Genomic DNA, 21448 nt, shown 5'->3' on the forward strand with positions numbered 1-21448 from the left:
CATGCGGGGGAGGAGCGCAGGCAATGACCTATATTCTGGCAATCGATCAGGGCACCACGTCCTCGCGCGCGATCTTGTTCGACGCACAAATGCAGGCCGTCGGCACCGCCCAGCGCGAATTTCCTCAGCATTTCCCGCAGGAAGGCTGGGTTGAACATGATGTTGAGGATATCTGGGACAGCGTTCTGACCGTCTGCCGTGAGGTGATGGAGACCAGCGGCGTCTCGGCCGACCAGATCGCCGGGATCGGCATCACCAATCAGCGCGAAACCACCGTGGTCTGGGACAAGACCACCGGCAAAGCCATCCACAACGCCATCGTCTGGCAGGACCGTCGCACCGCCGAGATTTGTGCCCGCTACAAACAGGCCGGGTGCGAGGATGATGTGACGGCCCAAACCGGGTTGCTACTGGACCCCTATTTTTCGGGCACCAAGGTCAAATGGCTGCTAGATACCGTCGACGGAGCCCGCGACCGGGCCGCGGCCCAAGAGCTGCTGTTTGGCACCATCGACAGCTTTCTGATCTGGCGTCTAACCGAAGGTCGTAGCCACGTCACCGATGCGACCAACGCCGCGCGCACCTTACTGTTCGACATTCACAAGGGTGAATGGAGCACCGAAATTTGTGATCTGCTGGACGTGCCTTTGACGATGCTGCCAGAGGTGCTGGATTGCGCGGCTGATTTTGGCAGCACATCCCTGCTGGGTGGCAACATCCCAATTCTGGGTGTTGCCGGCGATCAACAGGCCGCCACGATCGGTCAGGCCTGTTTCCTACCCGGCATGATGAAATCAACATATGGCACCGGGTGTTTTGCGCTGCTGAACACGGGCGCGCAGCCCGTCGCCTCAAAAAACCGTCTGCTGACCACCATTGGTTATCAGTTAGACGGGCAAAAGACCTATGCGCTGGAAGGTTCGATCTTTATCGCGGGGGCTGCGGTGCAATGGCTGCGGGATGCGCTGAAAATCATCGATGCCGCCCCGCAAAGCGGCGATCTGGCGGCGCAGGCCGACCCGACTCAGCATGTGGTTCTGGTCCCTGCCTTCACCGGCCTTGGTGCACCCTATTGGAAGCCTGATTGCCGGGGCGCGATGTTCGGGCTGACGCGCAATTCAGGCCGGGCCGAGATTGCCCGCGCCACGCTGGACAGCATCGCCTTTCAGACCCGCGACCTGTGGCATGCAATGCAAGGCGATTGGGGCGCCGAGGCTAATGTGATCCTGCGTGTCGATGGCGGGATGAGCGCGTCAGACTGGACCATGCAGGGCCTGTCGAACTGTCTGGGGGCCCCGGTGGATCGCCCGGTGATGCAGGAAACAACCGCATTGGGCGCGGCATGGCTGGCCGGGATGAAAGCGGGCGTCTATCCTGATCAGGAGGGTTTCGCCCAGACCTGGCAGCTTGATAAACGCTTTGAGCCCCAGATGGCGCAGGATGCCCGCGATGCCGCCTATGCCCGCTGGCAACGTGCTGTACAGGCGGCCATGTCATTCTAAAATCTATTGTCTTGGGCTTCCAAGACGAGGAGGGATACAATGATCAGCTATGTCACGGTTGGCACCGATGACGTCGGACAGGCCAAGCGGTTCTATTCGGCCTTCATGCCTGCGTTGGGCTATGAGCTTGAGGAAGGGCCCGAAGGTCTAAGCTATGCCCTGCCAGTGGAACCGGACCAATCACCGGTATTGCCCGAGTTCTATGTCAAACCCACCTTTGACGGAGCACCCGCCTCGGCGGGTAACGGGTCAATGACCGCATTCGAGGCGCAAAATCAGAAGCAGGTGCGTGATCTGCATGCCGCCGCACTGGCTGCTGGCGGATCAGACGAAGGCGCGCCGGGTTTTCGTGCCGCTTACGGACCCAATTTCTATGTTGGATACCTGCGCGATCCGCAGGGCAACAAGCTTGCTCTGTTCTCCAGCAATCCAAATGAGCCTGGGCGGGACGACTAACGTCGCGACCTAGCTGTGATCTTTCATCAATCGCTGCTTCTGGCGTGACCAGTCACGCTTGGCCTGGGTTTCGCGCTTGTCGTGAAGCTTTTTACCCTTGGCGATCCCGATCTTCAGCTTGGCCCGGCCCTTGTGGTTGAAATACAGAACCAACGGCACCAGCGTCATGCCCTTGCGTTGCGTTGCATTCCACAGGTTCGACAACTCCTTGCGCGAGACCAGCAACTTACGGCGGCGGCGTTCTTCGTGCTTGAACACCTTGGCCTGCTCATACGGCGCGATGTAGCTGTTGATCAGCCACAACTCGCCATCATCGACCGAGGCATAGCTTTCGGCGATGTTCGATCCACCGGCCCGAAGGGATTTGACCTCGGATCCTTCCAGCATGATGCCACACTCGATATCCTCTTCGATCGCGTAGTCGAAGCGGGCACGCCTGTTTTCGGCGATCACTTTGTAGTTTGGATCAGTCTTCTGCTTTGCCATGACGCGTTGATTTAGGCGGCTTGAACCCGCCATGCAAGGCCAGCACAGGCTTTGGCATCAGGATTGTGCGGAAATGATCAGGTCCGGGCCGAAAATTGTATCTGAATGGTTGTGCAGATAGATCTTGAGCCAGGGTGTAAAGCGTTCCGGGTGGCGCTGCACCTCGGCCAGAAGATCGTGATAATCGATCCAGCGAATATCCATCACTTCGTCCGGGTTCGGCTCGATCTTCAGCGGGCCGCGTACGTGCGCCAGAAAAACGTCCACCACCTCATGCTCGATCAGGTTGTTGCCGACATCGGCGTGATACTCCAGACGATGGCGGTACTCGGGATACAACCCGGTGATCCCGAGTTCTTCGCGCAAACGGCGCACTGCGCAGGCTGAGGCCCCTTCGTCCCAATCAGGATGGGTGCAACAGGTGTTCGCCCACAGGCCCGGGGTGTGATACTTGCCCAACGCCCGGCGCTGCATCAGGATTTCAGTACCGCGCACCACAAAGACAGAGACAGCCTTATGCCTGAGGCCTTTTTCATGTGCCTCAAGTTTGTCCACGGGGGTCAACTCACCATCAACCCAAGCCGGGATCATGATTCCCATATGTCGTCTCCTGATGCCGATCCATCGGACTGGCGAACTTTGATGTGGTGCTATGGCCGGATCGGCTTGGCATCGGGGCCCGTCGGCCCCGGATCGGGCCGCGTTGGGACAAAATGGCAATGATCGGTCGGATTATCAACCTTACGAAAAGCCGCAGGTGAAGCGGCTTTTCGATATGTCATTGGGTCATCTGAAAGCTTATTCGCCTGATACGCTGAGGATATAGGCATAGACATCCTCGCCACCGGATTTCAGTTTGAAGCTCATCTTTGACTTGGCCGCAGTGTCATCAAGGTATTCTTTGAGGAAGGCTCTGGGATCTTGAGAATAGGCGACAAAGGTTTCTTCGTCCCAGACAAGCCCGTTCTCGCCAGCGGCCACGATACTGTCGCCATATTTAAACCCTTCCAAAGTCCCAGCAGTCCGACCCGCAATTCCGTAAAGGTTCGGTCCGGTTTTACCGCCTTTTACAATCACATCACCCGCAGGGTCGGCGATCATGTGGCAGGATTTGCATCTGTTGAAGGCTTTCTTGCCCGCCTCTGCATCCCCTTCTGCGTAAACAGGTAGGGCAAGCAGGCTGACGATTGTGGTGGCGAGGAAACGATTCATTGTCTTTGCTCCAGATTTACGTGGCTGGCCTAACAGGAGCTTTGGAGCGCCAATGAGTCAACGCGCAGATTGCCGCGCGTGGGGCTGTGACGCTGTGGCAAAACGCCGGGCCTATCCGGTTTATCTGAGCTGTGACCAGCACGGTAGCAGGTCGCCGGGTGCGGGTGAGGCGAGGTAGATCGCGCGTGCGATAGCCCGCGCCAGACAGAGCGAAGCCGCATGGCCGATCATTCCAAGTTCGGTATCATTGGCCAACTGCACCTCACCTGTACTGACGCCAAAGACCAAATCGCCATCCCCCGGTGTGTGGGCAGGCAAAACCGCGCGCGCGATACCATCATGCGCGGCTACGGCCAGCCTGTAACATTGAGATTTTGACAAGGCCGCATCGGTGGCAACAATGGCGATTGTGGTATTTGATTTCTCGGGATCGGCCCGCATTGCGCTGGCCTTGCGGCTCGCATCCGGCTGACCCAAACCGGCGCGCGGATCAGAGCCTAAACCGCCGAATTCTTTCCCTTGTTCGAATGGTGCCGCCCAGAAATGCCGGTCGCCAGGGGTTGTAACGCTCCCCATCGGATTGGCCGCAACAAGCGCGCCCACCGTGATCCCTGTGTCTAGCACTGCTGAAGCCGAGCCCAACCCGCCCTTCTGCATCGCAGCCAAGGCACCGGTTCCCGCACCAGCGGTTCCGAGCGCGAAGTCTTCGCTGGCCGCCTCAAAAGCGCGCCGCCCCAATGCGCGGTAGGGGTTTTCGGACCAGTCTTTGTTGCCGCCATTCAAAAGATCAAAAAGGATCGCGCCGGGGACGATTGTGACCTTGGTTTTGCCGACCGGATATCCACGGCCTTGCGCCCTTAGCGCATCTGATACGCCCGAACATGCGTCCAGCCCAAAGGCTGATCCGCCAGACAGGGCGATCGCGTCGACATGGGCGACCGATTTATCGGGGGCCAGAAGATCGGTCTCGCGTGTTCCGGGCGCGCCGCCCATTACGTGAACCGAAGCAGTGAATGGCGCGTTCGCCGTAAAGACGGTTGTGCCGGATTTAAGATCCGCATCCTGCGCATTGCCGACCTTCAGGCCGGGGACATCGGTGATCAGGTTTCGGGGTCCGGGGGTCATTTTCGCCTTTTGTGTTGGGCCGAAAGCACGCTCGCGCGCGCTGCCTCCGGCGGAGGTATTTTCGAACCGAAGAAGAGCGGATCAGATGCAGCGGCCACCGTCGACCTCGAGCGCTGTACCGGTGATCATGCTGGCCTCGTCCGAGCAGAGGAACAGGGCGGCATTGGCCATGTCCTGAGGGGTTGAGAAGCGACCGAGCGGGATGGTCGAGAGGAACTTAGCTCGAATCTCGGGCGTGTCTTCGCCCATGAAGGATTTCAGCAGCGGCGTTTCCCCCGCAACCGGGCAGATGGCGTTGACCCGCACGCCGGAGGGGGCCAGCTCGACCGCCATGGTTTTCGTCGCGGTGATCATCCAGCCCTTAGAGGCGTTGTACCAGTTCAGATTGGGGCGCGGCGACAGCCCGGCGGTTGAGGCGACGTTTAGGATCGCCCCCGCGCCGCGCGCTTTCATCGCCGGGACAAAGGCGCGGGCAGTCAGGTAAACGGACTTCATGTTCACGTTGAAGACGCGATCAAAATCTTCTTCGCTGACGTCTTCCAGCGGGGTGGGCAGATGGGTGACGCCAGCGTTGTTGACCAGAATGTCGAGCTGCCCATAGGCGGCCTCGACCGCGCCGGCCATCGCCTGAACCGACGCGCCGTCGCTGACATCCACTTGCTGCGCCATGGCGCTAGAACCCAGTTGGGCCGCCAGATCCTGCGCCGCGTCGCCGTTGATGTCAGCGATCATCACGCGCGCGCCCTCGGCCAGAAACGTCTGTACGATCCCGGCCCCGAACCCGGACGCACCGCCGGTTACGATTGCCGTTTTCCCCTCCAGCCTCATGGTGTTACCCTCCTGCCGCTTATGCGGGTCAGAGTATCAACGGGTCGGCAAGATACCAGATCAATCTTCAGATACTTTCCCGCGCAGCGCCTTGACGTCGCCACGGGCCTTTTTCGCGGCCAGACGGCGTTTGACCGAACCATAGGTAGGCTTGGTCGCAATCCGCCGCTTGGGTTTGACCAGCGCCCTTGAGATCAACTCAGCCAATCGGTTACGCGCAATTTCGCGATTGCGGGCCTGAGAACGGGTTTCCTCACATTGAATGATGATCGCCCCATCTTTAGTCCAGCGCCGCCCGGCCAGCCGTTTCAGGCGATTCTTCACCGGCTCAGGCAGTGACGGTGAACGCGCGGCTTCGAACCGCAGCTCAACTGCAGACGAGACCTTGTTGACGTTCTGCCCGCCGGGACCGGAGGAGCGGACGAAGCTCTCGGTCATTTCCCAATCCTGTAGGATGATATCGTCGGTGATGCGCAACATGGGGCGGACCTTACAAGGCGTCAGGGAAAACAGAAAGGGCCGCCCCGGTGGGACGGCCCTTCGAAAGTTCAGGAGGTTGGGTCGGTTAGATCAATCGACCAGCCGGAGCGAGCGCTCCGCCAAGGGCTGCCCTAGCAGGCGATCCCCCCGGTTGTTCCGACACCTCTCTCCAATCTCTTTCTTGACACTGGATCACCTCCTTTTCTATCTGTTGCGGTTAACTTTGAGCCTGACACAAGATGCGCCATTCTCAAAGCACTTTTTTAGGCAGGCTGTGCGGCGGTCAGACGGGCGACGATCACCTTGAACGGGATCAAGGCAATCAGGGCCAGTGACAGCTTTACCAACCAATCCGCGAAAGCCAGCGTAACCCAGAGCGGAGCCATCGGTCCGGACAGCATGAAGGGCACAGGCTCCCACGCCCAGTTGATCGCGGCATCGGCATTGGCGCCGAAGAAGCTGACCGAGGCCGAGAAGGCCAGCGTAAAGAAGATCGCCGTGTCCAGCGCCGATCCGACAAGTGTCGAGACCAGCGGAGCACGCCACCAGCGGCCACCGCGCAGCGAATTGAAGATGGTCACATCAGTCAACTGCGCGATCAAGAAGGCGGTACCGGACGCGACCGCAATCCGCAGCGGCACGGCGGCATAGGTGAACCCATCACCCTGCAGCATGATCTGGCTGCCGATCAGTGAGCAGATGATACCGGTGACAAACCCGGCGAACACGACCTTGCGGGCCGGGCCCACGCCATAGACGCGGTTCATGATGTCAGTGACCAGGAAGGCCAGCGGATAGGTGAAAGCACCCCAGGTCAGCAATCCGTCAAGGATCAGGAACTGGACCAGAATGTTCGAGGCCACAACAATGGCGGCCATGGCAATAATGCCGGGAATATAAGAGCGTTGCATTTTTAGATGCCCGTTTTGACAAGGTAGCGGCGACTTGGCCAAGGGTTCATCCCAAGGCAAGCCGTGCGTTTAGACCTTTGCCCTGCACCTGTCAATCGGGCAGTAGATATTCGACCAGTTCGGTCTGTTGCAGCGCCAGAAAATTATCGTCCGAGATCATCGTGGCGCGCAGTCTCCCCTGAACGTCGCGCCAGACGGATAGGCCCTCCAGATTGTCATGCGCGCCTTTGCTGGTCTCGAACAGGATTTCCTCTGCTTCCGGGGTATCGTCAGAGACATCCCACCGCCGCAGTCGCGACCGAAACCCGGTAATGGAGGCCGTCCGCTCTAGCACATAGAACCGGCCATCGGGGCCGAAATCGGCTGCAACAGGTTGGAACTGACCACGTTGCGGCAGCACGAAAGGCGTCGACCAGACCTGACCATCCCAGCGATAGACCGGGATATCACCATCTATTGTGCGGCTCTTTTCAGTGAGCGTATACAGGCGGCCGGTGTCGTCGATCGCCAGCCCTTCGAACGATCCATTCCGCTCCAAATCATCAAAGGCCTTGGGGCGCGGCAAGACTCGGGCATTTGTCCCCGGTGCCGGATAGTAGGCGACCCGGTGCACACCTTCGAAAGAGATGTAGAAACCACCATCCGGGGCCATCGCGATCCCTTCGGAATCGCCAGCATAGCCCAGCATGATGCGCCCGGTACTGGATAAGACCGGCCAATGACCCAGAATGCGAATGCCTGAGATCTGATCCCCGTCGCGGTCGACCCGCGCAGTTATCAAGGTCGCCCGGTCGCTGAGAACCGTCAGATGGCGCCCCATGTCAGACACATGGATCGCCGAGAATCCACCGAACCACGCGGCGTTGTCCCTCCAGACATAACTGCCAAGCTGGGCGGCGGTTTTGACCTCAACCGCCCAGACCGACCCGGCACACAGAGATGCAGCAATCAGTTTGACGACAAAACGGCGGCGCATTGCTTGGGCAAATCGGCCAGAACATATTCCCGGCGTTTCTTGGGGGCAGGCGCATTCGGATCGGGCGGTGGCGGGTTGAGAATGTTGTTCACCCATTCCTGCGCCTGAGCGCAGCCATCACCTTTGGGGATAGGGTCCTGATTGACGCAGCCTTTTGACCCTCTGGGACAGTTCAGGCGCACGTGGAAATGATAGTGATGCCCCCACCAAGGCCTGATCTTGCGCAGGTAAGCACGGTTGCCTTTCTCATCCTTGCACATCTGAACCTTGGCCCCGGGGAAGACAAAAATCCGCGCCACGCGCTTGTCTTTCGCTGCTGCGCGCAGCACAGCGTGGTGTTGTTTCGTCCAGTTGTTGTTCACGAACGCCCCGTTCGAGCGGCGCAGGGAAATGGATGAGAGATTTTCGCGTGCTTTGCGGCTCAGGCGCATATCGCCCCCTGGCAGCATCCAGATATCGATATCCAGACCCAGTTGATGAGACCGATGACCCGATGTCATCGGCCCGCCCCTTGGCTGGCTGATATCCCCGACATAAAGGCCATTCCACCCCGGTTGCTTTGCGGCAAACCGGCTGAGGTCCTGCACATAGTCTATCGCAACAGGATGCCCCCAGTTTCGGTTGCGCGACAGGCGCATGGCCTGCCATGTCGGCCCGGTTTCGGGCAATTGCACCGATCCAGCCGCGCATCCGCGCGAATAACTGCCGAATGCGGCTGGTTTTTGCTGTGAGTTAACCCGTTTCGCCCCAAACAGCTGTTTCGCCAAAGGTTCGGCCGTCGCCGTGCTTGCCAGTGCAAGTGCGGCCAAAGCGATTAAAAAACGTCGTAATATCATCTGCTCTGATCCCCTTCCGGTTTCACCCAGCGCATCAGTATGAGACCCAGAATAAACAACAGAATGATGGGTGACACCCCCAGACGTGCACTGCCGGTCACAGTTGTTGCAATCCCGATCAGAAGGGGTGCGGCAAAGGCCGTGGCGCGGCCCGACAGACCATACAACCCAAAGCTTTCGACCGGGGTTTTAGGATCGGTATGGCGCACCATCATCGACCGGCTAGCCGATTGCAGGATACCACCCATCCCGCCAATCAGGATTCCACAACCAAAGAAGACCATATCCGGCAGGCCTGATCCTTCGGGCAACGAAATGCCATAAACCTGCGTTCGGTCCATCGACACAACGGTCACACAGACAAAGATCAGAACCCAGATCGCCACAAGGATAACCGGCTTTGGGCCATACTTCTTATCCATCTTGCCGCCGATCCACGCAAAGATCGCCGAGGCCAGGACGCTGACAATCCCAAACACGCCAATCTTGATCAGATCCCATTCCAGCACCAAGCGGGCATAGACGCCGCCAAAGCTGTACAGCCCGTTCAGCGCGTCGCGGTAGAACATGGACGAGCCCAGATAGCTGGCCAGACTCAGGCGATGACGCAGGTTCGAAATGGATTTGGCAAGCAAGCTCAGCGCCTCACCCATACTGCCCTTTTTGTCCGCAGGCGCATCATCGCGGACCCACAGGAAATACGGCACCATGAACAACATGAACCAACCAGCCGTAAACGGCCCGACAAAGCGTGTGCCCTCTTGTTGTGCCGCATCCAGCCCGAACAGCGGGTCCATCCCGATCAATGTCTTGCCGTTGGGTTGTTCCACAAACAGCGCCAGCATGATCGCCAGTGAGATCAGCCCGCCGAAATAGCCAAACGCAAAGCCCGAACCCGAAATCTCACCCACTTCATTATCGTTCCCCAGATCGGGCAGCTGAGAGTTGATGAAGATCAGCGCATATTCCGCGCCCACGAAACCAAGGCCAAAAGCCGACAGCATCAGCCACATGTTCGACCCGTCGGGCATTGTGTACCACAGCGCCGCCGAACCCACCGCATACATCACCGAAAAGCCGAAAATCCAAGGAATCCGCCGCCCCGACACATCTGCCATTGCCCCCAGTAATGGGGCACCAAAGGCGATGATCAATCCGGTGATGGTCAGGCAATTCGCCCAGACGGTTTGTGCCTGCGCAGCGGCGGCTTCAGCATCCAAACCCGTGCCCGAATAGTAGCCAGCCGCCACCCCGGCGAAATACGGACCGAAAACAAAGGTCACCAACAAAGTGTGATAGGGCTGACTGGCCCAATCAAAGAACCACCAGCCCCAAATGCGCCTGCGCCTGGAAATCTCTGCCATCTCTGCCCCTGTTGTTCTTTGACGTCATAAGACGGGCGTTTCACCCATTTCGCAAGCTTTCAGTTGGCGCAGACTTGCTCTTTGACGCCGGGGCGCTTACGTCTCAGCCGGTGAAAGAACGGAGTGCCCGATGCAGTCTCTATACCAAATCTTGCAAATGTTGCTGAGCGTTGTCTGGTTCATTGTGATCGCCCATGTGATCATGAGCTGGCTGATCAACTTTCAGGTGCTTAATCTTCACCAACAACTTGTTGCGCAGATCTGGTACGGCCTGAACCGCTTGCTCGAACCGATCTACGCGCCAATTCGACGCCTGTTGCCACCAATGGGCGGGTTGGACTTGGCGCCGTTGATCGTGCTGCTTGGTGTTTTTTCCCTACGCATCATCTTGGCCAACAATGCCGCGTTCTTCTACTGACCTCTTGTTCACCGAATCTTAGTATGTGATTGTCCTGTCTTAAGAGCAGATAAATCTTAAAACAGGGCCACCCCGCAGATGTTCGACTCCGCACCCTTGCTGCGAGATGTCTTTGGATTCGACGCCTTCCGCCCCGGGCAGGAGGAGATCGTCGATGCCGTGACCGCTGGCGAAAACGTGTTGGCGATCATGCCGACGGGCGGCGGGAAATCCCTATGCTTCCAACTGCCTGCCCTGCTGCGCGACGGGGTGACGGTGGTGATCTCTCCTCTGATCGCCCTGATGCGCGATCAGGTGCGCGGGTTGCAGGAAGCAGGGGTTGAGGCAGGCGCTCTGACCTCGGGCAACACCCCAGAAGAAACTGATGCGGTGTGGGAGGCGTTGGAGGCCGGTCGGTTGAAACTCCTCTACATGGCGCCGGAACGTCTGGCGGCCGGGTCCGCTTTGGGGATGCTGCGTCGGATTAATGTCAGCTTGATCGCCGTGGATGAGGCGCATTGCGTCAGCCAGTGGGGTCACGATTTCCGGCCCGACTATCTGCGGATCGGAGAGCTGCGCCGCGCCCTGAACGTGCCTCTGGCCGCGTTCACCGCCACAGCGGATGCAGAAACGCAGGACGAGATCGTCGAAAAGCTGTTCGACGGGACCGCGCCGCGCAAGTTCCTGCGTGGTTTCGATCGGCCCAATATCCATCTGGCCTTTGCCGCAAAGGACGGGCCCCGCAAACAGATCCTCGATTTTGCTGCCGCGCGCAAAGGGCAATCGGGCATCGTCTATTGCGGCACCCGCAATAAGACAGAGGTGCTGGCGCAAGCCCTGCGCGCGGAAGGGCACATCGCCTGTCATTATCATGGCGGCATGGACCCTGAAGACCGCCGCATCGTCGAAACACGCTTTGCCCGCGAGGATGGTCTGATCGTGGTGGCCACCGTGGCCTTTGGCATGGGCATCGACAAGCCCGATATCCGCTGGGTGGCCCATGCAGACCTGCCCAAATCCATCGAAGCCTACTATCAGGAGATCGGACGCGCAGGCCGCGATGGTGGCCCGGCCGAAACGCTCACGTTGTTCGGCCCCGACGACATACGCCTGCGCCGGTCGCAGATCGATGAAGGGCTGGCCCCGCCTGAACGACGCATGGCTGATCACGCGCGGCTGAACGCTTTGCTCGGGCTTGCCGAAGCCTTGAAATGCCGCCGTCAGACCCTGTTGGGCTATTTCGGAGAACAGGCCGAAGCCTGCGGCAAATGCGATCTGTGCGATACCCCGCCCGAGGTTTTCGATGGCACCACACCGGTGCGCATGGCCCTATCTGCGATCTTGCGCACCGAGGAATGGTTCGGCTCAGGCCATCTGATCGACATTCTTTTGGGCAATGAAACTGACAAAACCCTCGCCCGCCGCCATGACACGTTGTCCACTTGGGGGATCGGCAAGGACTGGTCCCGACCGCAATGGCAAGCGATCTTCCGGCAGATGATGGGGCATGATCTGGTGCGCCCCGACCCCGAACGCCACGGCGCGCTGCGTATGACCGAGGCAGCGAAACCAATCCTGAAGGGCGAGGCGCAGATTGATCTGCGCAAAGACACGATCCGCAAGGCCACGCGCCGCCCTGCGGTCAAGGCGATGGTGTCCGAGGAAGACGCGCCATTGCTGAGCGCGCTCAAAGCCAAACGCCGGGCCTTGGCGGAATCCGCTCGTGTTCCGGCTTATGTCATCTTCCCGGATCGAACCCTGATCGAAATGGCCGAAAAGCGCCCGATGACGCTGGATGATATGGCCCGGATTGGCGGGGTCGGTGCGAAGAAGCTGGAACGCTATGGCGACACGTTTCTTGAGGTAATCGCGGGCGAGGCCGCTGCAGTTCACCCCGCGCGCCGCAAATTGGCGGGCCGAGATCAGGGTGAGATTTATGACCGTTTGCTAGAGGTACAGTCCCAGTTGTCACGTGGTCCGGATGGAATCGACAAACCACTGACTTGCTCTGCCTCGCAACTGGCGAAGGTGGCGCAGCTACGCCCGGATGATCCGCGCGGGATCGAACAGGTGCTGGGCGACCGCCGTCACGAAAGGTTTGGTGTGGCCTTTCTGGACGTGCTGCGAGATGCAGGTTAGGTCGTTTCGCGTCGCAATGGTGTCAAAAGACGATGCCTCTCCCTGCGGTCGACCGCGCCTTTCGACAAAAGCTCTTTTGGTAAAACGCAAAACGACCTAGATACCGCAGGACAGGCAAGGAAAGAGGGCGGATATGCTGGTAGTGATTTCCCCGGCCAAGCGGCTGGACTGGGCAGAGCGGGATGTTGAGGTCACGTCACCCGATTTTCAGGACGACGCAATCCGACTGTCAAAAACCACCCGCAACCTAACCCTTGGCGATCTGAAAAAGCTGATGGACCTCAGTGATGATCTGGCGCGTCTGAACCGCGACCGCTATCGCGCCTTTGCCGACGCGCCTGAGGCTGACACCACCCGCCCCGCCGCGCTGGCGTTTGCTGGCGACACCTATCAGGGGCTTGAAGCTGCGTCACTGGATGCGGATGAGATGGCCTGGGCGCAGGATCACCTGCGCATTCTGTCCGGCCTTTATGGCGTGTTGCGCCCCTTGGACGCAATTCAACCCTATCGGTTGGAGATGGGCAGCAAGCTGAAGACCCGCCGTGGTAAAAACCTGTATGAGTATTGGCGCGACCAACTGAGCAAGGCGCTGAATGCGCAGGCCGAAGAGGTTGGCAGCGATGTTTTGGTGAATTGCGCCAGTCAGGAATATTTTGGCGCAGTGGACTTGAAGGCCCTGAAACTGCGTGTGATCACGCCGGTCTTTATGGAAGACAAGGCGGGCAGCCCCAAGATCGTGAGCTTTTTTGCCAAGAAAGCCCGCGGTGCAATGGCGCGGTACATTGTTCAAAACCGCCTGACCGATCCGCACGCGTTGCTGGAATTTGACAGCGGCGGCTATGCATACCGCCCTGATTTGTCAGAAGCTAACAAACCGGTATTTGTACGGCCCTATCAAGCCTGATGGGCAGGGCAAGCGGTTGGAGCGCGGGGCCAGCCCCTCGCGCTCCCCGAGGTTTTTTTTGGACAAAAGAAGGCGCGGCCATTTCAATCCGTTTCAGGTTTGATAGGAGCAGTGCCGTCGGGGCGGTGATCCAGGATCATTTGATGGATCAGCTTTTTATGAAGCGGTTTGGTCAGGTAGTGATCAAGTCCGGCTGACAGGATACTTTGATCATCTCCTGCCATGGCATGGGCGGTCAGGGCTACGATGGGAATGTGCTGCCCGGTTTCAATCTCTTGCCTGCGAATCTCGGCGGTGGCCTGTTTGCCATCCATCTTTGGCATCGAAATATCCATAAAGATCAGATCGGGGGCAAAGTCTTGATGGGCCCCGACCGCCTCAATCCCGTTTCCGGCAAAGCGCAGTTCGATGTTCAGGTCTTTCACCATCTTTTTAAGGATCAGTTGATTGGTGCGATTATCCTCGGCTGCCAATACGCGCATCAGCCTGTCCCCTTCGACGCGTACCTCAGGCTCAGAATCATCAGCAGGTTCGGGGCTGAGCACAGAACTGCCTAGCGCGATCAGGCGGTTATAGAGCTCGGAGCGAGGGATGGGTTTTTGCAGAACGCCATCGATCAACTTCCGCGCGGGATTGGCGTGGATGACACCCGGATTGGCGGACATGATCACCAGAGGCACATCGGCCCAGCCGCGATCTTTCAGCGTTGTTGCCAGTTCCAGCCCGTCCATATCGGGTAGATCGTGATCGCAGAGGATCAGATCAATCGATGCATCCAGTTTTGACAGGGCTTCGCTGCCCGATGCGCAGACCGTGACCTCAGCGCCCATCCGGCTGAGTTGTTTTTCAAGGATCGCTCGGTTCACAGCCAGATCTTCGACCACCATGACATTCTTCAGACGCCCGTCCAGATCAGGCGGCACGGGTTGCGGACCTTCCGCTGTAGGCAGAGAGATACGGAACCCAAAGCACGAGCCCTGCCCCAGCTCACTTTCTACCCAGACCGTGCCGCCCATCATCGTGATCAGACGTTTGGTGATGGCTAGACCCAGACCTGTGCCCTCAAACTGGCGGTTGCGTTCGTCTTCGACCTGATTGAACTCTCCAAAAATATGCCCGATTTTGTCGGCTTCGATCCCGATCCCGGTATCCTCGATCGCAATGTGGATGTCGCAGTGCTGCTGATCGGGATGGGGCACGCCGGTGACGCGGATCAGCACATGCCCTTCGGTCGTGAACTTGACTGCATTGCCCACCAGGTTGGTCAGCACTTGCCGCACCCGCCCCGGATCACCGACAAAAAGCGTGGGCAGGAACAGGTCATAATCCACCAGCAGGGTCAGGCCTTTGTCGCGCACGCTGGGCTGCAACAGCATCGCAACCTCAAGAATACAACGTTCCAGATCGAACTGTTCAGGATGCAGGATCAGCTTATCGGCTTCGATTTTCGAGTAATCCAGAACGTCGTTGATGATGACCAGCAAAGCCTCACCTGAGTTGCGGATCGTATTGACGTAAAGGCGTTGTTCTTCGTCCATCGGCGTCTCGGAGAGCAGCTCGGTCATGCCAACGATACCGTTCATCGGCGTGCGAATCTCATGGCTCATATTCGCAAGGAAAGCCGATTTGGCGCGGTTCGCAGCTTCGGCCCTGTCGCGGGCGGCCTGCAACTCGGCCTCATGCCGTACCGAGGCGGTGATGTTCAGCGCCAGGCTCACCACATCGCCCCCGCTGCCGCGTTGGTCGATCAGGCGGATGTACTGGCCGTTCCACAGCTGGACCACCTCGGGCGGAGGGTTGGAACGCGTCCAACGCCTTTGCATACGGGAACACCATTCGGTTGCGCTTTCCCGACCAATATCCACAATCCCTTCGCTGGTCAGCAGCTCCAGAATACGCATGTATGAGATACCCGGCGTGACCTCATCCAACCCTTCGAACACGCTCAGATAGGAGGTATTGGCACTGATTAGCCGGCTGTCGCCATCAAAAAAGGCAAACCCGTCCTGAATGGTCTGGATCGAATGCCACAAGCGCCGTTCAGCCACTTCGATCTTGGCATTGGCGACCGTCAGGTCGGATTTGACCTTTTCATTCTCGTCCCGGACCGTCTCAACCTCGGCCTGGGTTTCGCCAATGCGCTTGGTCAGGGCCATGGCGTGGCGACCCAACTTGCGATTGGCCGAGGACAATTCCGCCTGTTTCAGTTCCAGCATCCGCTCGGCCGCAAGGCGCGCGCGTCGTTCTTGTGCCAGCTTCTGTGCAAGACTCATTGCGTTCGATCCCGTTCGTTCCATGCGCAGCATCCCGCCAACCGGTGAAAAAGTGTTTAAGCCGTTGCGTGACTGGCAGGCCGCGTGCGAGGCTACGTTGGAATAGGAGGTCGTCATGCACCGCTTTGTTTTGATTTCAATTGCTTACATCATTTCGTTCCTGATCCTGCCGATAGCGTCCTTTGCCCAAACCGCAATTCCTGAATTTCGCTATGTCACCACGCGGGATGCTGATTTCTATGGCTCGGATCTGGATGCGCTGTTCGATACAGATCTGGCGTCCTGCATTCGGGCCTGCTCGGCCAATCAAAGCTGTACGGCCTTTACCTATAACACCCGGTCGGATGCCTGTTTTCCCAAAAGCGGCGTCAACCGACAGGAAGAGTATCAGGGCGCTTTATCAGCGCAGAAAGTTCCAACCTCGGATCAGATCCTAATATTGGGGAAAACGCGGACTGAGGCGCTGGAATTCCTTAGTCAGAAAGACCTTAACCGAGCGGCAAAACAGGCCCGGGACCTGGGGTTTACTCACAACGCGGGGGGCCGTGATCTGCAGACTTTGCTGGAGGCGGCGCGAACCGCCGAAAACAATCGCTTGGCGATGCTCTGGACGGGGGCCGCCGTATCGCTTAGCGACGCGCCGGACCTGTGGGTCGAATATGCCCGGTTGCTGCAGGTCGCCAAACCGCCTGCGAATGGCAGTCGATTTGAACAGCGCCAACGCGCGGTCGATGCCGCAATCAACGGATATCTCCGCGCCGATGCACCGGGCACCCAGATTGCCGCCTTGTTGACACTCGCTGACGCGCTAGAAGCCGTGGATCGCGGGCGCGATATGGTCTCGGCCCTGCGGCTGGCCGAACAGGTGCAACCGCGCGAGGATGTACTGGCCGCTCTGGACGACGCCATTGGAAAGTATGGCTTTCGTGTCATCGACAGTACCGTTAAAAGCAACGCCGCCGCGCCGCGCATCTGCGTTGAATTTTCCGAGCCTCTGGTCAAGGCCGGGGTCGACTATGACCCGTATGTGCAGCGCAGCGATGAGGGGCTGGTGGTTCAACTGGACGGCAAATCCCTGTGCGTCGATGGCGTGGCCCACGGTCAGCGCTATCGCCTTGCGTTGCGTGAGGGGCTTCCTGCCGCATCCGGAGAGGTTCTGAACCGCACGGTTGAGCTGACGCATTATGTGCGAGACCGCGCGCCATCGGTTCGGTTTCCGGGCCGCAGTTATGTTTTGCCCAAGGCCGCAGATGCCGCGCTGCCGGTTGAAACCGTCAACACGCCGACGCTGGACCTGACCCTGCGGCGCGTCAGTGACCGCAACCTGATCCGCGCGGTGCAGCAGGATTTCTTTGGCCGTCCGCTCAGCGAGTGGCAGGAACGGGCGTTCTCGGATGAAATCGCCGAGGATGTCTGGAGCGGAACCGCCGAAGTTGCGAACCAGCTGAACCAGACCATGACCGCCCGCCTGCCCATGGCTGAAGCGATTGCCGATCAACCAGCCGGAATCTATGCGCTAACAGCGCGCGTACCGGGGGCTGATCCCTATGACGATCCCGGCGCGACCCAATGGTTCGTGCTGACCGATCTGGGGATCAGCACCGCGCTGGGTACCGATGGGCTGCATGTCACCGTGCGCGGGTTGGCAGACGCCATGCCGAGGGAGGGGATCGATGTTTCGCTGATCTCAAACGCCAATGCGGTGATTGCCAAAGGTCAGACCGATGGCGGCGGCTATATTCGGTTCGAACCCGGTCTGACACGCGGTACGGGCGGCAGCGCGCCAGCGCTGGTTATGGTATCCAATGGCGACGCGGATTTCAGCTTTCTGTCCCTAACCGACCCTGCCTTTGACCTGTCGGATCGCGGGGTCGAGGGGCGCGCACCCGCCGGACCCGTCGATGTGTTCCTGAGCACCGACCGGGGAGCCTATCGCGCCGGTGAGGTAATTCATGTCACCGCCCTGTCGCGGGACAGCACCGCGCAGGCGATTGACGGCCTGCCGCTGACAGTGATCCTGTCTCGCCCGGATGGGGTTGAATATCGACGCGCCGTCTCAGATGGCGGGGTTGCTGGTGGGCACGTCTTTGCCCTGCCCGTTGCCGCAGATGTACCGCGTGGGGCGTGGAAAATCGAGGTCAAATCTGACCCGAAAGGCGATGCACTGGCCCGCCAGACCATTCTGGTCGAAGACTTTTTGCCGGAACGCATCGACTTTGACCTGTCGCTGCCGGATGCGCCGTTGCGCCCGGGCGACACGCCTCCCTTGCAGATCGACGCTCGCTATCTGTTCGGCGCACCGGGATCGGACCTGAGCATCGATGGTCAGGTCATCGCCCGCCCCGCTGACACCGTTCCCGGCTATGAGGACTTTCGCTTTGGCCGCTATGATGCCGAGATATCAACCCGCAGCACCTACTTCGGAGACGCCCACACGGATGCGGCGGGGCAAGCCACAATTGCTGTGGAAATCCCTGTGTTAGAGACTGATGGCGCACCGCTTGAAGCTGCGGTTATTGCTCGTCTCACCGATGGCTCAGGCCGCCCGGTAGAGCGCCGCCTGACCACGCCTGTTCAGTCTGCACAGGCCATGGTCGGAGTGCGCCCGCTGTTTGACGATGTTCTTCAACAAGGCGCCGAGGCCGCGTTTCAGATCGTTGGATTGTCGCCCAACCTGACACCAGAACCCATGCGCGTGCGCTGGACGCTGAACAAGGTTGAGACCCGCTATCAGTGGTATCAGCTTTATGGCAACTGGAATTGGGAACCGACCACGCACCGCACGCGCATCGCCACAGGTGAGATTGAGACGACAACAGACCCAATAAACCTGACACAACCTGTCGACTGGGGTCAGTATGAGCTGGTCGTCCAGCACCTGGATGGTGCCTACGCGGAAACGGCGGTCGAGTTCTCTGCGGGCTGGTATCGGGCGGCCGATGCCTCGGTCTCGCCTGACCGGCTGGACATGTCGCTGAACCGCGACAGCTACCGCCCCGGTGAAACCGCGCAGCTGCGCATCGTCCCGCACATGGCCGGTGTGGCGCAGATTGAGGTTCTGTCAAACCGTGTGATCCATCGCCAGATGGTTGAGGTGCCGGAAGGTGAGTCTGTGATCCCGCTTGAGGTGACCGAGGACTGGGGCGCAGGCGCCTATGTCACCGCAACAGTGATCCGCCCGATGGATGTCGCCGCTGGCCAGAACCCTGCGCGCGCCATGGGCGTGGCCCATGCAACGGTCGAACCGGTGGGCCGTACACTGGAAGTATCAATTGACGTGCCTAGTGTGACCTCACCTCGGCAAACGCAAAAAGCCCTTATTAGGGTCGGAAATGCGGGCGAGGATGACCCCGTATGGCTGACTTTAGCGGCTGTGGATGTGGGCATCCTGAACCTCACCGGGTTCGAAAGCCCGGACCCGCAGGGCTACTATTTTGGCCAGCGACGTCTGGGCGTTGATCTGCGTGATGTTTATGGCCGATTGATCGACGGGATGAACGGCGCGCTGGGAACCGTGCGTTCGGGCGGGGACAGTTCGGGAATGCGGCGGCAATCCCCACCGCCGACACAGGACTTGATGGCTGTGTTCAGCGGGCCGGTTCAGGTCGACGCCAACGGCGAGGTCGAGATCGACATCCCCTTGCCTGCCTTTAACGGCACCGTGCGCCTGATGGCGGTGGCGTGGTCGAACGCTGCCGTGGGACAAGCCGAAGCCGAGATGATCGTCCGTGACCCGGTTGTTGTCACCGCCAGCCTGCCGCGCTTTCTGGCCCCCGGCGATGAAAGCCGGATGCTGCTGGAGATCGTGCATGCCGGTGGCCCCTCAGGCGAAATGGCGTTGGGGCTGACATCCTCTGCCGGGCTGAAAATGGGCAATGCCCCCACCAGTTTTGTGCTGGACGACGGCGGCAAGGCGTCATTCGAAATCCCCATCCTCGCTTTAGCGGTCGGAGACCCGGAGATCAACGTGGCTATCTCGACGCCGGATGGACGTGATCTGGAACAGACCCTGCGGATGCCGATCCGCGCGAACGACCCCGTTGTGGCTCAAACACGGCGGTTTTCGCTGGGTGAGGGCGACAGTTTCCTGTTGACGCAGGATGTCTTTGACGGCTTCCAACCGGGATCGGCCAAGGCGATCCTCTCCGCAGGCGCTTTGGCGAGGTTCGACACGCCCGGCCTATTGGATCAGTTGAACCGCTACCCCTATGGCTGCACCGAGCAGATCACCAGCAAGGCGCTGCCGCTGCTCTATCTGTCATCGGTCGCGCAGGCGACCGGGCTGGGCGATGGGCCGCTGGTGGATCAGCGCATCAACGACTCGATCCGCAGCATCCTGACGCGGCAATCATCGAACGGTGCTTTCGGCCTCTGGCGCGCAAACAGTGGGGATTTCTGGCTGGACGCTTATGTCACCGACTTCCTGTCGCGCGCCCGTGCACAAGGTCACGCAGTACCCGACCGGGCCTTTGCACAGGCCATGGATAACCTGCGCAACCGCATCAACTATGCCCCTGACTTCGACAAGGGTGGTCAGGACATTGCCTACGCTCTGATGGTACTGGCGCGCGAAGGAGCGGCCTCGATGGGAGACCTGCGGTATTATGCCGACGCCAAGGGGGACGCGTTCGACACTCCGCTGGCCGCAGCGCAATTGGGGGCGGCTCTGGCGTCGTACGGTGATCAGACCCGAGCGGATGCCATGTTCACCCGCGCGGCCCAAATGCTGGACCAACGACCTGAACAAGGGCAATCCCGCTGGCGCGCCGATTATGGCACCACTCTGCGGGATGCCGCCGGTCTGCTGACGCTTGCGGTGAATACGGGCAGTCAGGCGGTGGACCGCAACGCCCTGATCCAGCGTGTCAGCGCTGGCAGGCAGTATCTGTCCACGCAAGAGGCCTCTTGGTCGCTGCTGGCCGCCCATGCGCTGGTCTCGGACCCGTCCGGGTCTGGGTTGAGTGTGAATGGCGCTCCGGTCTCAGGCCCATTTGTTCAGGTTCTGGAAAGCGTGCTGGCGGATGAGTTGAACATCACCGCCACCGACGCGAACCCAACAGACATCACCCTGACCGTCACCGGCATCCCGACCACGCCGCCGCAGGCTGGCGGCACCGGCTATGCAATCAACCGGTCCTATTATTCGATGGATGGCGATCCGCTTGATCCGAACTCGTTCACCACTGGCGACCGGTTCGTCACCGTTCTGACGGTCACGCCCTTTGAAAACGGCGGGGCGCGGCTGATGGTGGATGATCCGCTGGCCGCCGGTATCGAGATCGACAATCCAAGCCTGCTGCGTTCGGGAGATGTGCGGGCGCTGGACTGGCTGGACCTGTCAGAGGCCAGACATACCGAGTTCCGCTCGGACCGTTTCCTGGCGGCTGTTGATCTGTCCGGCGGCGAGACTGTGACGCTGGCCTATGTGGCCCGCGCGGTCACGCCCGGCACCTTCCACCACCCGGCAGCATCGGTCGAGGACATGTATCGCCCGCAAAACCGTGCTCGGACCGAGACGGGTCGGGTCGAAGTTAAGTGATCCCGCGTCAAGCATATCAA

The 21448-nt window shown here is 59.7% G+C and carries 17 protein-coding genes; 6 read left to right on the forward strand and 11 right to left on the reverse strand.

Going from position 1 to position 21448, the window contains the following annotated elements; all coding sequences use genetic code 11:
• Positions 1-23: 23 nt before the first annotated feature.
• Together glpK and ACR0JX_RS09490 are read left to right on the forward strand one after the other, a co-directional pair.
• A complete protein-coding gene (gene glpK, locus ACR0JX_RS09485; protein WP_480543451.1) occupies positions 24-1502 on the forward strand; it encodes a glycerol kinase GlpK in 1479 nt (492 codons plus the stop codon).
• 39 nt (positions 1503-1541) lie between these two features.
• Positions 1542-1958 carry a VOC family protein gene (locus ACR0JX_RS09490; RefSeq protein ID WP_480543453.1) on the forward strand — a complete coding sequence of 139 codons (417 nt, stop codon included), beginning with the start codon at positions 1542-1544 and terminating at the stop codon, positions 1956-1958.
• A gap of 9 nt (positions 1959-1967) precedes the next feature.
• On the opposite strand, the gene smpB is transcribed toward ACR0JX_RS09490, so the two are convergent.
• The 10 genes from smpB to ACR0JX_RS09540 all read right to left on the reverse strand — a co-directional run bounded on the left by smpB (position 1968) and on the right by ACR0JX_RS09540 (position 10176).
• Complete coding sequence (gene smpB, locus ACR0JX_RS09495; protein WP_170379480.1) at positions 1968-2444, reverse strand: SsrA-binding protein SmpB; 477 nt, start codon at positions 2442-2444, stop codon at positions 1968-1970.
• A gap of 57 nt (positions 2445-2501) precedes the next feature.
• Positions 2502-3044: an isopentenyl-diphosphate Delta-isomerase gene (gene idi / locus ACR0JX_RS09500; protein WP_353008698.1), complete on the reverse strand. Its 543-nt coding sequence runs from the start codon at positions 3042-3044 to the stop codon at positions 2502-2504.
• A 198-nt stretch (positions 3045-3242) separates the two neighbouring features.
• On the reverse strand, positions 3243-3656 hold the full coding sequence (locus ACR0JX_RS09505) for a c-type cytochrome (RefSeq protein WP_480543455.1): 414 nt from the start codon (positions 3654-3656) through the stop codon (positions 3243-3245).
• 120 nt (positions 3657-3776) lie between these two features.
• Positions 3777-4781 (reverse strand): P1 family peptidase, encoded by a 1005-nt coding sequence (locus tag ACR0JX_RS09510; RefSeq protein ID WP_480543457.1) that lies wholly within the window; start codon positions 4779-4781, stop codon positions 3777-3779.
• Positions 4782-4862: 81 nt separating this feature from the next.
• Positions 4863-5609 carry an SDR family oxidoreductase gene (locus tag ACR0JX_RS09515; protein ID WP_480543459.1) on the reverse strand — a complete coding sequence of 249 codons (747 nt, stop codon included), beginning with the start codon at positions 5607-5609 and terminating at the stop codon, positions 4863-4865.
• Positions 5610-5669: 60 nt separating this feature from the next.
• On the reverse strand, positions 5670-6089 hold the full coding sequence (arfB, locus tag ACR0JX_RS09520) for an alternative ribosome rescue aminoacyl-tRNA hydrolase ArfB (RefSeq protein WP_480543461.1): 420 nt from the start codon (positions 6087-6089) through the stop codon (positions 5670-5672).
• A 263-nt stretch (positions 6090-6352) separates the two neighbouring features.
• A complete protein-coding gene (locus ACR0JX_RS09525) occupies positions 6353-7000 on the reverse strand; it encodes a queuosine precursor transporter (protein ID WP_480543463.1) in 648 nt (215 codons plus the stop codon).
• Between the two features lie 91 nt (positions 7001-7091).
• Positions 7092-7976, reverse strand: coding sequence for an esterase-like activity of phytase family protein (locus tag ACR0JX_RS09530; protein ID WP_480543464.1), 885 nt, complete (start codon positions 7974-7976; stop codon positions 7092-7094).
• The gene (gene mepA, locus ACR0JX_RS09535) at positions 7949-8812 is read right to left on the reverse strand and encodes a penicillin-insensitive murein endopeptidase (RefSeq protein WP_480543466.1); all 864 of its coding nucleotides are present in this window, start codon (positions 8810-8812) and stop codon (positions 7949-7951) included. The genes ACR0JX_RS09530 and mepA overlap by 28 nt, the downstream gene beginning before the upstream one ends.
• Positions 8809-10176, reverse strand: a complete 1368-nt coding sequence (locus tag ACR0JX_RS09540; protein WP_480543468.1) for an MFS transporter — start codon at positions 10174-10176, stop codon at positions 8809-8811. The genes mepA and ACR0JX_RS09540 overlap by 4 nt, the downstream gene beginning before the upstream one ends.
• Before the next feature lie 130 nt (positions 10177-10306).
• Between ACR0JX_RS09540 and ACR0JX_RS09545 the strand changes: the two genes are divergently transcribed.
• From ACR0JX_RS09545 to yaaA, 3 genes are all read left to right on the forward strand, one after another.
• Positions 10307-10594 (forward strand): YggT family protein, encoded by a 288-nt coding sequence (locus tag ACR0JX_RS09545; protein WP_170533946.1) that lies wholly within the window; start codon positions 10307-10309, stop codon positions 10592-10594.
• Between the two features lie 78 nt (positions 10595-10672).
• Complete coding sequence (gene recQ / locus ACR0JX_RS09550) at positions 10673-12712, forward strand: DNA helicase RecQ (protein ID WP_480543470.1); 2040 nt, start codon at positions 10673-10675, stop codon at positions 12710-12712.
• Between the two features lie 133 nt (positions 12713-12845).
• Positions 12846-13616 (forward strand): peroxide stress protein YaaA, encoded by a 771-nt coding sequence (gene yaaA, locus ACR0JX_RS09555; protein WP_480543472.1) that lies wholly within the window; start codon positions 12846-12848, stop codon positions 13614-13616.
• A gap of 83 nt (positions 13617-13699) precedes the next feature.
• Here the strand turns inward: yaaA and ACR0JX_RS09560 are convergent, their stop codons facing one another.
• Positions 13700-15889 carry a response regulator gene (locus ACR0JX_RS09560; RefSeq protein WP_480543753.1) on the reverse strand — a complete coding sequence of 730 codons (2190 nt, stop codon included), beginning with the start codon at positions 15887-15889 and terminating at the stop codon, positions 13700-13702.
• A 115-nt stretch (positions 15890-16004) separates the two neighbouring features.
• Between ACR0JX_RS09560 and ACR0JX_RS09565 the strand changes: the two genes are divergently transcribed.
• The gene (locus ACR0JX_RS09565) at positions 16005-21428 is read left to right on the forward strand and encodes an alpha-2-macroglobulin family protein (protein ID WP_480543473.1); all 5424 of its coding nucleotides are present in this window, start codon (positions 16005-16007) and stop codon (positions 21426-21428) included.
• Positions 21429-21448 lie beyond the last annotated feature (20 nt).

The sequence above is a fragment of the Ruegeria sp. AH7 genome (assembly GCF_056541325.1).

Excerpts from the sequence above, each read along its gene's own strand:
- arfB (WP_480543461.1), bottom strand. The coding sequence starts at position 6,089 with ATGTTGCGCATCACCGACGATATCATCCTACAGGATTGGGAAATGACC.
- ACR0JX_RS09540 (WP_480543468.1), bottom strand. The coding sequence starts at position 10,176 with ATGGCAGAGATTTCCAGGCGCAGGCGCATTTGGGGCTGGTGGTTCTTT.
- ACR0JX_RS09525 (WP_480543463.1), bottom strand. The coding sequence starts at position 7,000 with ATGCAACGCTCTTATATTCCCGGCATTATTGCCATGGCCGCCATTGTT.
- ACR0JX_RS09545 (WP_170533946.1), top strand. The coding sequence starts at position 10,307 with ATGCAGTCTCTATACCAAATCTTGCAAATGTTGCTGAGCGTTGTCTGG.
- ACR0JX_RS09560 (WP_480543753.1), bottom strand. The coding sequence starts at position 15,889 with ATGAGTCTTGCACAGAAGCTGGCACAAGAACGACGCGCGCGCCTTGCG.
- glpK (WP_480543451.1), top strand. The coding sequence starts at position 24 with ATGACCTATATTCTGGCAATCGATCAGGGCACCACGTCCTCGCGCGCG.
- idi (WP_353008698.1), bottom strand. The coding sequence starts at position 3,044 with ATGGGAATCATGATCCCGGCTTGGGTTGATGGTGAGTTGACCCCCGTG.
- mepA (WP_480543466.1), bottom strand. The coding sequence starts at position 8,812 with ATGATATTACGACGTTTTTTAATCGCTTTGGCCGCACTTGCACTGGCA.
- yaaA (WP_480543472.1), top strand. The coding sequence starts at position 12,846 with ATGCTGGTAGTGATTTCCCCGGCCAAGCGGCTGGACTGGGCAGAGCGG.
- recQ (WP_480543470.1), top strand. The coding sequence starts at position 10,673 with ATGTTCGACTCCGCACCCTTGCTGCGAGATGTCTTTGGATTCGACGCC.
- ACR0JX_RS09530 (WP_480543464.1), bottom strand. The coding sequence starts at position 7,976 with ATGCGCCGCCGTTTTGTCGTCAAACTGATTGCTGCATCTCTGTGTGCC.
- ACR0JX_RS09565 (WP_480543473.1), top strand. The coding sequence starts at position 16,005 with ATGCACCGCTTTGTTTTGATTTCAATTGCTTACATCATTTCGTTCCTG.
- ACR0JX_RS09515 (WP_480543459.1), bottom strand. The coding sequence starts at position 5,609 with ATGAGGCTGGAGGGGAAAACGGCAATCGTAACCGGCGGTGCGTCCGGG.
- ACR0JX_RS09505 (WP_480543455.1), bottom strand. The coding sequence starts at position 3,656 with ATGAATCGTTTCCTCGCCACCACAATCGTCAGCCTGCTTGCCCTACCT.
- smpB (WP_170379480.1), bottom strand. The coding sequence starts at position 2,444 with ATGGCAAAGCAGAAGACTGATCCAAACTACAAAGTGATCGCCGAAAAC.
- ACR0JX_RS09490 (WP_480543453.1), top strand. The coding sequence starts at position 1,542 with ATGATCAGCTATGTCACGGTTGGCACCGATGACGTCGGACAGGCCAAG.
- ACR0JX_RS09510 (WP_480543457.1), bottom strand. The coding sequence starts at position 4,781 with ATGACCCCCGGACCCCGAAACCTGATCACCGATGTCCCCGGCCTGAAG.